Here is a 13559-nt window from a genome sequence, read left to right on the forward strand (position 1 = left end):
GAGATGATAGCAAAACCTGAGGGCAGCATGTGGAGTGACGACCAGTGGAAAGCCATCGCGCTCTCGGGCGATGACATGTTGGTTGCAGCTGCGGCTGGTTCAGGGAAGACCGCCGTGCTGGTTGAACGGATCATTCGCAAAATCCTCGACGATTCCGCGGGGTTCAGCGTTGACCGGCTTCTTGTGGCTACGTTTACCAAGGCAGCGGCTGCCGAAATGCGGGGACGGATCCGGGAAGCGCTTGACCGTGAGCTGGACCGGGATCCGGACAACGAGCATATTCGGCGCCAGCTCGCTTTGCTTGGCAGGGCGTCGATTACAACGCTGCACTCCTTTTGCATGGAAGTCATTCGGCGATATTATCAGTTAATACCTCTGGATCCGGGATTCCGCATTCTGAATGAACATGAGGCGGATTTAATGCGGCAGGATTTGCTGGAGGAGCTGTTCGAAGAGAAATACGGCGAGGCCGAGGACGATTCGGAGAGCCGTTTTGTAAGATTGGCGGACTGGTTTAGCGGCGAGCGAACAGATGACGCGCTGTACCGACTCGTGCAGCGTCTCTACGATTTCTCCCGCAGCCATTCTTGGCCGGCACATTGGCTTAGGGAAACGGCTGCCGGCTTCCAGGTGCAAGATACGGAGGCTCTTGGGCAAACGCCATGGGTTCAAAGCATATTGGCGGATGCGCGGTTGGCCTTGAATGGAGCAGCTGGCTTGCTGCAACAAGCCAGAGCAATCGCGATGCAGCCGGGAGGTCCTGCGCCGTATGTGGACAATCTGGATGACGACTTGCGCCTCGTCGTCTCCCTGCTCGAGGCCATCGATATTTCGCCGTGGGAATCGTTGTACGGCATTTTCCGCGAGGTGTCTTTCGGCAAGCTCAAATCCGTTCGGAAGGATGAGGTGCTGCCGGAGCTCCAGGAACAGGTTAAGGAATTGCGCGATAACGTGAAGAAAATTGTTAACGAGCTGAAAAGTGCATTGTTTGGCCGTCCGGCATCGGAGTTTTTACAGGAACTTCACACGGCAGCGCCGCTGATGATGGAGCTGGCCGAGACGGTTATCGCTTTTGGCGAGCGATACCGGGAGGCCAAGGCAGCCAAAGGCATGGTCGACTTTAACGACCTTGAGCATTATTGCCTCCATATTCTTCGCCACCCCGATTCCGTGCCGGGCCATATGATGCCTTCCGATGCGGCGATGGAATATCGCGAGCAGTTTGATGAAGTGCTGCTTGACGAATATCAGGATACGAATAGCGTACAGGAAGACATTGTACGATTGATCTCCCGGGAAATGCCGGGCAACCGGTTTATGGTCGGAGACGTGAAGCAGAGTATTTATCGGTTCCGCTTGGCGGAGCCGGGACTGTTTCTCGATAAATATAAGACGTTCTCTTCCGACGCGAGCACGGCTCAAGCCGGCATTCGGATTGATTTGGCCCGTAATTTCCGCAGCCGGATGGAAGTGGTGGATGCCGTCAATTTGCTGTTCCGGCAGATCATGAATGAATCCGTAGCCGAGATTGCCTATGATGCCCGGGCTGAGCTTGTATGCGGCGCTTCCTTTCCGGAGCAGGAGATTCAGGATGGGACGAACCCTTACATCCCTGAATTGCTCCTGATTGACCGCCTTGGAAAAGGGGGGGAGGAGCAGTCCGAAGACTCGGCTTCCGAGGAAGACGGGGCTCATCTTGAGGTTGAGGCGCTTGAAATGGAAACCGCCCAGTTGGAGGCTCGCGCCATTGCCCGCAGAATCCGTGAGATGACAGGCGAAAGCGGGAAGCCGCTCATGGTGTACGATAAGGGACTGAAATCGATGCGGCCCGCAGGGTACGGGGACATGGTTATTTTGCTGCGCTCAGCCATGGTATGGGCACCGTTAATTATAGAGGAGCTGCGTCAGGAAGGAATTCCGGCGTTTGGCGAGCAGAACAAAGGATATTTTCAGGCGACGGAAGTGGAGATCATCTTATCGCTGCTGCAGGTGATTGATAATCCTCGGCAGGATATTCCCCTGGCTTCCGTATTGCGCTCGCCCATCCTCGGATTATCCGAGGAAGAGATGGCACAGGTGCGCCTGTGTGCCAAAGGGACTTATTACGATGCGCTTCAAGCGGCAGTCGCGTTAAGCAGCGTCCCGTCGGTCATGGATTCGGCGCGCCCTGTGGGCTTAGTGGATGGCAAATGGACCCCAGGCGTAGAACTGGAAGGCTTGGCCGAAGCAGCAGCAGGTCATGAGCTTGTGGTTGGCAGCCTTCTTTCGGATGCTCCGCCATCAGCGGAAGGTGAGAATATCGAGATATCCCCGGAGCTTGGCTCAAAGCTCGGATTGTTTATGGATCGGCTTCAGCGCTGGCGGCAGGAAGCCCGCCAAGGAAGTTTGAGCGATCTGATCTGGCGAATTTACAGTGAAACGGGCTATTTGGATTGGGTCGGCGGTCTGCCCGGCGGCAAGCAGCGTCAGGGCAATCTGACTGCTTTGTATGACCGGGCCGTGCAGTATGAACAGGATACAGCCTCCAGAGGGCTCTTCCGCTTCCTGACCTTTATCTCCCGGCTACGGGAGCGAGGCGGGGATCTCGGCACGGCCGGCGGTACGGAAAGTCAGGGCAACGCGGTGCGCCTGATGACCATCCACAAGAGTAAGGGGCTGGAGTTCCCGGTCGTTTTTGTAGCGGGATTATCCAAAAATTTCAACCAGCAGGATTTGAATTCCCCTTTCCTGATGCATAAGGAGCTAGGCTTTGGACCGAAGTTTGTGGATGAAGGCATGCGCGTTAGCTATCCGACGCTGCCTAATCTGGCGATCCGGCGCAGGTCACAGCTGGAGCTGTTGGCTGAGGAGATGCGTGTGCTTTACGTTGCCCTTACCCGGCCTAAAGAGAAAATGATCCTGGTCGGCACGGTGAAGGATTTGCCGAAAAAGGTAACTGTGTGGGCACAAGCCGACTTTAACCCGGAGCTTCTTCTGCCGGATTACGTCCTTGCCCGGGGCCGGAGTTACTTGGATTGGATCGGCCCGGCCGTGATTCGCCATCCATCCGCGGGTGTGCTCCGCGAAAAAGCGGGTTTATCCGGGGAGACAAGCTCACGCGTGTTGGGGAAAGATCGATCGCAATGGATATTTTCGATCGAGACGCCGGAATCCTTGGCGCAGGGCATGACCGGCATTGAGGAAGACACGCGGGCGGATAGCGACGATCGGATGAATAAGCTGAGTGCCCTGCGCAAGCTCGAGCCGATTGTTCCGGTGGCTGGTATAGCCGAAGCGGAAGATAAAGGTGGAGAAGGTCAACGTGCAGGCATCTATGAGCGTTTGTCTTGGAGTTATCGATATGAAACGGTTAGTCAAATTTCTGCCAAAACGTCCGTAACAGAGATGAAGAAACTGCTTGCCTTACAGGACAGCCCCTCCCTGGATCTGCTTCAGGAGCAGGCTGTACAACGTCAGAGCAAGGAAAATATCGGGGGAGACGCTTCTTTCACACTGAACTTGCGGCGGCCGAAATTTATGGAGTCAACGAAGCTGACACCCGCGGAACGGGGAACCGTGTATCATACGATCATGCAGCATGTGCCTCTTCAACGACTGGAGGGAGCTGCGGAACCGACGCCGGAGATCGAAGACACGATCCGCTATCTTGTAGAAAAAGAAATCATAACCGGTGAGCAGGCAACCGCGGTGGAAGCTCGGGAGATCAGCTGCCTTTTTGATTGCGAGGTAGGGAAGCAGCTGCTGAATGCAGAGGATGTCTGGCGCGAGATGCCGTTTTCATATGCACTCCCGGCAGCTGAAGCTTATCAAGGGCTCGCTTTCATGGACCAAATCTCGGACCAAGCGGCCGAAGCAGCCCCGGATGTGCAGCTCCTTCAGGACGAAACCGTCCTGATCCAAGGGGTTGTGGACTGCCTGTTCAGGCATAACGGAAGGCTTGTGCTGCTGGATTATAAAACAGACCGGGTGCTGGAGCATCGCGGGGGCGTTACGGCCTTGGCCGAGCAGTATCGCTTTCAGCTGGATCTATATGCGAAGGCCTTGGAGGATATTTTAGGCGAGCCCATTCATGAAAAATGGCTGTACTTTTTTGATGGGGGACATGCCGTTCAACTATAGTCAATTCTATTGATTTGATATAGAAGTTTGAAGCGGGAGAGGAGATTAGCGATGCGTATTTTGCATACCGGAGACTGGCATCTGGGACGCACGCTCGAAGGCCGGAGCAGGCTTGCCGAGCAGGAGCGCTTTCTGGATGAGCTGGTTAAGCTGGCAGATGAAGAGCAGGCCGATCTGATCCTCATGGCGGGGGACGTCTATGATTCCGTAAATCCGCCTGCGGCAGCAGAGCAGTTGTTCTACGATGCGGCCGCCAGGCTTACGGAGGGGGGGCGCCCCATGGTGGTCATTGCAGGCAACCACGATCAACCGGAACGGGTTGCATCGGTCACGCCGCTTGTTGCAACCAGAGGCATAACGCTCATCGGGACTCCTGTTGCCGATGCGGTTACGGTTGCAGCGGCACGTACCGGGGAAACGGCCAAGATTGCGGCACTCCCTTATCCGTCGGAGGCCAGGCTCAATGAGCTGCTTTCGATCGATGGAGATGAGGATCAGCTCCGCCGTGCCTATAGCGAGAGAGTCGGACAACTGATGAGGAAGATGGCGAGGGATTTTTCTCCGCAGACGGTCAATCTGGCCATGAGCCATATCTATGTGCTTGGCGGCGTCGAGAGCGATTCCGAGCGACCGATTCAGGTCGGTGGAGCGTACACGGTTGACCCGTTGGCACTTTCTGTAGGTGCATCCTACACGGCCCTTGGCCACCTGCATCGTTCTCAGGCAGTAAAAGGGGAGGGGATCATCCGCTACAGCGGTTCACCGCTGGCCTATAGCTTCTCGGAAGCGGGACAGGCCAAATCGGTGACCCTGGTTGACGTATCGCCAGGAGGAGCCCCCGTGATCGAGGAGCTGTTTATTAGCAGCGGCCGCCCGCTTGTTCGCTGGAAGGCCAAAGGCGGCCTGGAAGAAGTGTATCGGTGGCTGGATGAGGGGCGTGATCCTGGAGCATTCATAGATCTGGAGGTATCCCTAACGGAGGCCATGGGGCTTGCCGACATTCAGCGACTTCGAAAGAGCAGGGACGGCATTGTTCACATTCGTCCGGTTTACCCGGAGATGGAGGCGCTGGAGCTGGAGAGCGAGCGCTCCCGGCTGCCGCTGCCGGACCTGTTCCGAAAGTTCTACCAGCGGCAAACCGGCGGGGCGGAGCCCGAGGATCATCTGGTCGATTTGTTTCTGGAGCTTGTAGAGGAAGAGGAGCCTGACGGGACGGAGGTGAAGTCGTAGATGAAACCGATCTTGTTGAAATTATCCGGACTGCAGAGTTATCGAGAACCGCAGGAGATTGATTTTGAGACGTTGTGCGAAACCGGACTCTTCGGTATTTTCGGACCGACGGGAAGCGGGAAATCCACACTGCTGGATGCTATTACTTTAGCCATGTACGGAAAGGTGGAGCGTGCGGTTAACGGAACCCAGGGCATCATGAACCATTCGGAGGACAGCTTGTCCGTCTCTTTTACGTTTGAGTTGTCCTCCGCTGCCGGACTGGAGCGATACCGGGTAGAGCGCCGATTCAAACGGGTCAATGAGCTCTCCATCAGCAATACGGTGAGTCGGTTTATCCAAGTTACCCCCGATGGGGACCAGGTGATGGCGGATAAACTGGCCGAAGTCACCCGCTGCGTAGAAGAGAAAATCGGACTTAAAATGGATGATTTCACCCGTGCGGTCGTTCTTCCTCAAGGTAAGTTTGCTGAATTCCTCTCCCTGAAGGGGAGTGAGCGTCGGCAGATGCTTCAGCGGCTGTTTCATTTGGAACGGTACGGAGACCAGCTTGCGATCAAGCTCAGCCGCCGCGTGAAGGATACAGAGGGTTCGCTGAAATCCGTCGAAGCTGAACAGCAAGGGCTGGGCAGTGCAGGCAAAGAAGCTCTGGCGGAAGCGACTACGGTGCTGGAAGAAGCCAAGAAACACGCGGCGTCATCACGGAATCTTCTCCAGGCCGCCATCGAAGCCCATGAAGCTATGGGGAAAATCCGTGAGTTGGATATGGAAAAACGGCGGCTCCAAGGGAAGCTGGATGAACTTGCCCTTCATGAGGAAGAGATGAAGCAGTTGGAACGACGGCTTGAGCTGACAGGGGCGGCAGCCGCAGTTCTTCCTGCGCTGGAAGCTTGGCGCGAATCCGGCAAGGTCTGGGATCATCGGAGGCAGATTGCCGAAGGACTCACCGCGCAAGCCGCATCCGCTCAGAACGCGGCCGAGCAAGCCGTCAAGGCGGATGAAGCTGCCCAGGCAGCTCTTCGGGCCGAGGAGCCGAAGCTGGTGCTTCGGGAGCAGCAGCTGGAGCAGGCTGTTTTATTGCAGCGGGAACGTGATGGATTACGCGAAGAACTGATTAGGCTGGATGCACAGCGAGTGGACGCACGCAAAGAGCTTGATGGAGTAACTGCCCAACTGCAGAAGGAGCAGGTGCTGCTCGAACGGGGGCAAAAGCGGCAGGAGGAGCTGCAGACCAAGCTGAAAGGGCTTGAGATCCGCTCTGGTGAGCGTCAAGCGCTTCATATGGCGATGCAGAAGGTCCAAGCCCTTGAGTCGGCCGGCAGACGGAAGCAAAAGGCTGAGCTCGAGTTAAAATCGCAGGAGAGCAAGCTGAAGGAGCAAGAAGCAAGCCTTATTGCCCTGCAGAAGCAGGAGCAAGAATTGCAGCGGCACTACATACAGCTCTCCGTGCAAGCTGACAGCTTGCAGCGTGATGCAGCCGAAGCCTCGTCGTTTGCCGACCGGATGGCGGCCGCGGCAGCTCAGGTAAACCAGGCGATGAGCGACTCGCTTCGCAACAAGCAGCTTCATGCGCTGTCCCTTTCGCTCGCCGCCGAGCTTCGGGAAGGAGCTCCTTGTCCGGTTTGCGGAAGTGAACATCATCCTCATCCTGCTGCCTCATCAGGGCACACTGAAGATCATCTTGATGAGACCCTGAATCAGCTGGCACAGATCACTCATCAGATCCAGGAGGCCAGATTAACCCTGCGGGGGCAGCTTAACGAAGCGGAGGCGCTGGCAAGCCAAACGCGTTCGCAGATTGAGCCGTATGCAGATGACGAACTGCTTGCCGTCAAACTAGCCGGGCAGGAGCAACAAGGATGGATGGAGGCAGCAGTGTCAACGATACCAGCCGCTGATCAACCGTACGATGTAGAAAAGCTGGCTTCAGACACGGCATGGCTCATAAAAGCAGCCGAAACCCAGGCTGCAGCCATCGGGCAATGCCGTACGGAAGCCTCCAAGGTACAGCAGAGCCTCTTCACATGCCAGCAGGAGCTTATGAAACAGAGCGCTGCGCTTGAGAATGGTCAAATGACTTGGAACCAACTTCGGGATCAGCTGGCAGGACTGGAAGCTGAAGCTGAAGGCATTTTAACCTCCTGGCAGGAAGTTAAGCCGGACTTCTCTCTGGAGGAGGCAGCCGGCCGTTTTCAGCTCATGCAAGAGAAGGATGCGGAAGCCGAGTCCATAAAGGAAGGGCTGGAGCGCAGCGTTCCATTTATTGAGGAGAAGAAGCAGGCCGTCCTTCGCTTGGAGCAGCAGCTTCGTGAGCTGGAGAAGCAGCTGATTCAATGGGATGCTCAGCGTGAGGGAAAAGCGGATGGACTGAAGGATAAGGAAGAGCGTCTCCGGGCATGGATCGGCGACCGGTCGGCTGAAGAGCTGCTCGGAGAATGCCGGTCCAGAATGACCCTGCTGAAGGAAGCTGCTGAACAAGCCAGAAGCGAGTGCAGGAAGGCAGAAGAAAAGGCTCAGCATGCAGCCAAGGAAGCGGCTCTTGCAGAACAGGCTGAGAGATCTGCGCAGGAGCAGCACCAAGCTGCCAAGCGTGTCTGGGAGAACCAGCTGGCAGCCTCACCGTTCGCTACGGAGCTTGCCGTCCTGGAAGCCTGTCTAAGTGCGGAAGAAAGTGAACGATGCGCACAGTTAGTGAAAGCCCATCGGGAAGGACAGCGGGAATGGACGCTGAGGCTTCGCGACGTCGAGCAGAAGCTTGGTGCGAGCCCTTTTCATGAAGAGGAGTGGCAACGGTGCACAGCCGAGCTTCAGGCGGCCCGTACAGCCGATGAGGAGGCCCTTCAGGCGAGAGCCCGAGCCGAGCGTGACTTGGAGGACCTGAACAAACGTCACATCCGGTTTATGGAATTGGAAGAGCAGCGTCTTAACCTTCAACGAGAGAGCGAGCGCTTGTCCAAATTGCAGTCCTGCTTGCGTGGAAACGCATTTGTTGAATATATTGCGGAAGAACAGCTGATGCAGGTGAGTCAGTCGGCTTCCCAGCGTCTTCGTTATTTAACCAAGCAGCGCTATTCGCTTGAGGTGGATTCCGGTGGAGGCTTCGTCATTCGGGACGATGCCAACGGCGGCGTCCGGCGTCCGGTATCCACGTTATCGGGCGGCGAGACATTTCTGACCTCATTGGCCTTGGCTTTGGCACTCTCGGCACAGATTCAGCTGCGCGGGCAATATCCGCTGCAGTTCTTTTTCCTCGACGAAGGGTTCGGCACGCTGGATCCGGAGCTGCTGGAAACGGTCATCACCGCGCTTGAGCGGCTCCATACCGATAAGCTGACCGTTGGCATCATCAGTCATGTGCCCGAGCTTCGGGCGCGTCTGCCGCGGAAGCTGGTCGTACGGCCGGCGGAGCAAGCGGGAGCCGGATCGCAGCTTGCGATCGAATCAATGTAGCACGGTTGATGTGATCTACATCACGGAAACAGCTACATGGCGCTGTTATAGTACAGATAAGCCGACATATATAAGAAGCACCGGGCAGGCGCTTGATCATGAGAGATTCCAATCTTTTCCCTTGCTCTCGTGATGAAGCGCCTCCTTACTGGACAGCTGCGTTCCAGTGGTGCTTCTCTTTTTTTTGTGTATGCCTTAATGTCATCTCATTGGACGCACTGCCTAATTTCTTATATGATAAAAGCATGTAAACGTATGAAAGGTGTGACCGTGATGGATTGTCTTTTTTGTAAAATCGTAGAAGGGGAGCTTCCTTCCACGAAAGTACTCGAGAATGATAAGGTGCTTGTGTTTCAAAACATTAACCCGGAGGCGCCGGTTCATGTTCTGATTATTCCCAAGAAGCATATCGCATCCATGAACGATATTCAGGATGAAGATTTGCTGCTGATTGGCGAGATGCACAAAGCGGCGAAAGAAGCCGCTGCCAAGCTGGGCATTGCGGAAAGCGGTTATCGGTTAATTAACAACTGCGGACCTGATGGGGAACAATCGGTGTTTCATGTGCACTATCATCTGATGGGCGGTCGCCGTTTAGGCGCTTTAACAGGCATTTCGCCCGCGCATACATAACATCAGGCCAATGAAGAAATAGATCAGCCTCGCAGCGGAACGTCGCTGTGGGGTTGTTCCAATTCCTGAGACTATTGTAAAATAGACGCCTAAGGTTGACACCTTATTTCCGTTTGCCCTATAATGAAGTTTGATGAACCGTGTTAATGCTCTTGGACGGTCTGGTCGGAGGGAGGGAAAACTGGTGTCTGAAACTAAAGTTCGCAAAAACGAGACAATTGATGCTGCACTTCGTCGCTTCAAGCGTTCCATTGCTAAAGATGGCGTATTGGCTGAAGTGAAGAAACGCAAGCATTATGAAAAGCCAAGCGTAAAGCGCAAGAAAAAGTCCGAGGCTGCTCGTAAGAGAAAGTTTTAGGAGGATCTGAACTAGCATGAATCTTAGCGAACGATTGAACGAAGATATGAAGCAAGCGATGAAGAGTAAGGACAAGTTCAAACTCTCAACGATTCGAATGGTTCGTTCGACGATAAAAAATCTTGAAATAGATTTGAAACGAAGTTTGGATGACAACGAAGTGCTTGATATTTTTAGTCGTGAAATCAAACAGCGCAAAGATGCCCTCCAAGAATTTGAAAAAGCGGGACGCGACGATCTTGCCGCCGATGCAAAAGCAGAAATTGAGCTCCTAAGCGCCTACCTCCCGGAACAGCTTACTGAAGAAGAAATTAAAGTCATTGTACAGCAGACCATCCAGGAAACCGGTGCTTCTTCAAAAGCCGAGATGGGTAAAGTAATGAGCGCTCTCATGCCGAAAGTTAAAGGGCGTGCAGATGGAAAGCTTGTCAATCAAGTTGTTCAACAATTTCTGTAACAACATAAGTGAAACACCCCTTGTTTTCTCAAGGGGTGTTTTTTCTTTTTATCCGGGGGATGTATTCATGAACCGCCTCTTTGCGATGGTTTTTTCTAAGGATGGGCATACTTTTTGAAACGAAATCTTTTCTGATTCGTAGTAACTACCATATGAGGGCAGATAGATACATATGCTTATGCAAAAGGCAGGTCGCTGAACCCGTTTTGTCGAAGTATAGGGGTACAGATGGCTTAATACGTCGAAAAGGAGGGGAACAGATGAGCAGACCGTTATGGATCCGCAAATTCCTGACATTCACGGCAGCCGTCGTTATGATGCTGATATCGATCGGTATGTATGTAGGTCCGATGAAATCCGCGGTGGCTGCTAACATCGGATCGGTGTATGTCATTCCGGTCAAGCAGCAGATCGAGCGCGGCTTAACCAGCTTCATGGAGCGCGGATTTAAGGAAGCCGAGAAGATGGGGGCCGGACTGATCATCGTGGAAATTGATACGCCGGGAGGCCTGGTCGACCAAGCGGGTAAAATTGCATCCTTGATGAAGGCCAGCGATATTCCGATTGTGGCTTACATCACGGGTGATGCCGCATCTGCTGGGAGTTACATTGCGCTGAACGCAGACAAGATTGCCATGGCGGAAGGCACCATGATTGGCGCGGCTTATATGGTGGATGCCAGGGGGAATCCGATCGAGGATGCCAAGATGGTTTCCTGGTGGAAAACAAGCATGGCGAGTGCCGCTGAAGCTTCAGGTCGAAATCCGGAGATTGCCAAGGGGATGGCTGATCTCAAGATGAAGATTGATCTACCTGACATCGGATTGACAAAGCAACCCGGGGAGATCATATCGTTGACGCATGATGAAGCGCTGAAGACGGGTTATGCGGATACGATTGCGAACAGCACAGAAGAAGTCATCACGTGGATGGACTACTCCACGCAGGACATATTTCGGATGGAGCAGACCTTCTCAGAGAAGCTGGCTACCTTCCTCACGCATCCCGGTGTCATGGCGCTCCTGCTCTTCATCGGTATTGCAGGTGTCATTATCGAAGTGATAGTTCCGGGTTTTGGTGTGCCGGGAATTCTAGGGGTGACCGCATTTGTGCTGTATTTCTTCGGTAACCAGGTCGCAGGATTTGCCGGTTGGGAGAACTGGCTGCTGTTTGTGATCGGTATCGTGATGCTGGCGATGGAGCTGTTTGTGCCAAGCTTCGGGATACTGGGCATCATAGGATCAGCCAGCTTGATTGCCGGCGTTGTTATGGCGGCCTACAGCACGTCTCATGTGGCTCTATCCCTAGGTATTGGGGCGGCTTGTGCTCTGGTGGCTATCATCGTGGTCGCTCTCGTATTTAAGGAACGGGGAATATGGCGGAAGTTCATACTCAGTGACAGCTTATCGAAGGAGCAGGGGTATGTTCCGAATGAAGACCGGGATGTACTTATCGGTCTGGTCGGCACATCGATCACGCCGCTGCGACCGGCTGGAACGATGGAGCTTGAGGGACGACGCCTTGATGTAGTTACCCTTGGAGGTTTTATCGATTCCGGTCGTCCGGTCCGTGTCATCAAGACGGACGGCACCAGAATTGTCGTAGAGGAAGAAAAAGGGTGAACCTCGTCACAGAATTGTGTAGTATTAAAAGGGCTAATGTTTAAGCGTTCAAGTGAGAAGCGTAAATATTTTAAAAATGGAGGGTGAAGTAAATATGGATGGTTCTTTGATACCAGTACTACTAATCGGGGTTGTCGCGATCATTGTGCTAAGCGTGTTTTTCAGTTTCTTTCCGTTAATGCTCTGGATCTCGGCGATCGCTTCCGGCGTTCGCATCGGGATTATTACGTTGGTGGCCATGCGACTGCGGCGCGTAACGCCGAGCCGGATCGTGAATCCGCTCATCAAGGCGACAAAAGCAGGTCTAGGCCTGAATATTAACCAACTCGAGAGTCACTATCTCGCTGGCGGTAACGTTGACCGGGTGGTTAATGCCTTGATTGCAGCCCAGCGTGCGAATATTCCGCTCGAATTCGAAAGAGCTGCTGCGATTGACCTGGCAGGACGCGATGTTCTGCAGGCTGTTCAGATGAGCGTTAACCCGCGTGTTATCGAGACACCGGTTGTAGCAGCTGTTGCTAGAGACGGTATTGAAGTGAAGGTTAAGGCTCGTGTTACCGTTCGTGCCAACATTGACCGTTTGGTCGGGGGTGCTGGCGAAGAGACGATTATTGCTCGTGTCGGCGAAGGGATCGTAACGACGGTAGGTTCCAGTAATTCGCATAAAGATGTTCTTGAAAATCCGGATCTGATTTCGAGAACGGTTTTGTCCAAGGGACTCGACGCGGGAACAGCATTTGAAATTCTGTCCATCGATATCGCGGACGTGGATGTAGGCAAAAACATCGGTGCGTACTTGCAGACCGAACAGGCGGAAGCCGATAAGCGTATTGCCCAGGCGAAGGCGGAAGAACGCCGCGCGATGGCGGTAGCCCAAGAGCAAGAGATGAAGGCTCGCGTCGTAGAGATGAGAGCACGCGTTGTGGAATCGGAATCCCAAGTTCCGCTGGCTATGGCTGAAGCGCTTCGCAGCGGCCAATTGGGCGTGATGGATTATATGAACCTGAAGAATATCGAAGCCGACACGCAGATGAGGGGTTCCTTCGGTAAGATGGGTGAGAATAATGACAATTCCGGAGACAACAAAACCAAGTAACGATGAGGTGAGCCTATAGTGAGCTGGTTAATCGAAAATTTTTACATTGTAGCTGTTATAGGCTTCTTCATCATCTCCGCCCTCGGAAGACGCGGGAAGAACCCTGAGGAGGGGAAGAATCCCCGTATGCCGTCCTTCGGCGGCGAAGGGGACCGTCCTGCAAGACCGGGGCAGCAGCGGCCTGAAGCAAGACGGGTACAGACGACTCCGCAAGTCTCCCGTCCGGCACCTGTTCAGGAAAGCACCCGGATCGAGCGGATGGATGAAGAAGAAATGGATACCGGCAACGGATACTCTCTTGAACATCAAGAGATTGACCGAGCCAGACGTGAGGAAGAGATGAGGTCTCGACCTGACAGCATAGATCATAGACTCGAGATGATGGAGAAGGATTTGAACCGAATTCACTCGAATTTGAACCGGATGACCATCGCATTGCCTGAAACGGTTGTCGAAAGCCGGGATGAAGATCATGAACAGTCCAGGGGCAGTGGATCGTTTCTTGCAGAGCAAGCTCGAAACGGCATTGTTTGGGCCGAAATTCTGGGAACTCCGCGTGCCAAGCGCCCCATGAATCCTCGTCGTTAATTTGGC

Annotated in this window: 9 protein-coding genes; all 9 read left to right on the forward strand. The window is 54.0% G+C overall.

All coding sequences use genetic code 11. The features are described 5' to 3' along the window. Positions 1-3 precede the first annotated feature (3 nt). On the forward strand, positions 4-4119 hold the full coding sequence (addA, locus tag MKX98_RS09445) for a helicase-exonuclease AddAB subunit AddA (RefSeq protein WP_339224380.1): 4116 nt from the start codon (positions 4-6) through the stop codon (positions 4117-4119). A 51-nt stretch (positions 4120-4170) separates the two neighbouring features. Further along, positions 4171-5349 (forward strand): exonuclease SbcCD subunit D, encoded by a 1179-nt coding sequence (locus tag MKX98_RS09450; RefSeq protein ID WP_220686057.1) that lies wholly within the window; start codon positions 4171-4173, stop codon positions 5347-5349. After that, positions 5350-8799 carry an AAA family ATPase gene (locus tag MKX98_RS09455; RefSeq protein WP_339222753.1) on the forward strand — a complete coding sequence of 1150 codons (3450 nt, stop codon included), beginning with the start codon at positions 5350-5352 and terminating at the stop codon, positions 8797-8799. 273 nt (positions 8800-9072) lie between these two features. Beyond that, complete coding sequence (locus tag MKX98_RS09460; protein ID WP_071222932.1) at positions 9073-9432, forward strand: histidine triad nucleotide-binding protein; 360 nt, start codon at positions 9073-9075, stop codon at positions 9430-9432. A gap of 184 nt (positions 9433-9616) precedes the next feature. Continuing rightward, complete coding sequence (rpsU, locus tag MKX98_RS09465) at positions 9617-9790, forward strand: 30S ribosomal protein S21 (RefSeq protein WP_005547957.1); 174 nt, start codon at positions 9617-9619, stop codon at positions 9788-9790. Positions 9791-9806: 16 nt separating this feature from the next. Beyond that, complete coding sequence (locus MKX98_RS09470; protein WP_006209020.1) at positions 9807-10247, forward strand: GatB/YqeY domain-containing protein; 441 nt, start codon at positions 9807-9809, stop codon at positions 10245-10247. A gap of 260 nt (positions 10248-10507) precedes the next feature. Further along, the gene (locus MKX98_RS09475; protein ID WP_339222757.1) at positions 10508-11869 is read left to right on the forward strand and encodes a nodulation protein NfeD; all 1362 of its coding nucleotides are present in this window, start codon (positions 10508-10510) and stop codon (positions 11867-11869) included. Positions 11870-11963: 94 nt separating this feature from the next. Then, entirely contained in the window at positions 11964-12965 is a 1002-nt protein-coding gene (floA, locus tag MKX98_RS09480) for a flotillin-like protein FloA (RefSeq protein WP_071222934.1), read from the forward strand. 18 nt (positions 12966-12983) lie between these two features. Continuing rightward, positions 12984-13553, forward strand: coding sequence for a hypothetical protein (locus tag MKX98_RS09485; RefSeq protein ID WP_194541637.1), 570 nt, complete (start codon positions 12984-12986; stop codon positions 13551-13553). The last annotated feature ends 6 nt before the right edge of the window (positions 13554-13559 follow it).

It is taken from the genome of Paenibacillus sp. FSL W7-1332 (assembly GCF_037969785.1).
Taxonomy (GTDB): domain Bacteria; phylum Bacillota; class Bacilli; order Paenibacillales; family Paenibacillaceae; genus Paenibacillus_AQ.

Coding starts and splice junctions, on each gene's coding strand:
- addA (WP_339224380.1), top strand. CDS start 4: ATGATAGCAAAACCTGAGGGCAGCATGTGGAGTGACGACCAGTGGAAA.
- MKX98_RS09470 (WP_006209020.1), top strand. CDS start 9,807: ATGAATCTTAGCGAACGATTGAACGAAGATATGAAGCAAGCGATGAAG.
- MKX98_RS09475 (WP_339222757.1), top strand. CDS start 10,508: ATGAGCAGACCGTTATGGATCCGCAAATTCCTGACATTCACGGCAGCC.
- floA (WP_071222934.1), top strand. CDS start 11,964: ATGGATGGTTCTTTGATACCAGTACTACTAATCGGGGTTGTCGCGATC.
- MKX98_RS09460 (WP_071222932.1), top strand. CDS start 9,073: ATGGATTGTCTTTTTTGTAAAATCGTAGAAGGGGAGCTTCCTTCCACG.
- MKX98_RS09450 (WP_220686057.1), top strand. CDS start 4,171: ATGCGTATTTTGCATACCGGAGACTGGCATCTGGGACGCACGCTCGAA.
- MKX98_RS09455 (WP_339222753.1), top strand. CDS start 5,350: ATGAAACCGATCTTGTTGAAATTATCCGGACTGCAGAGTTATCGAGAA.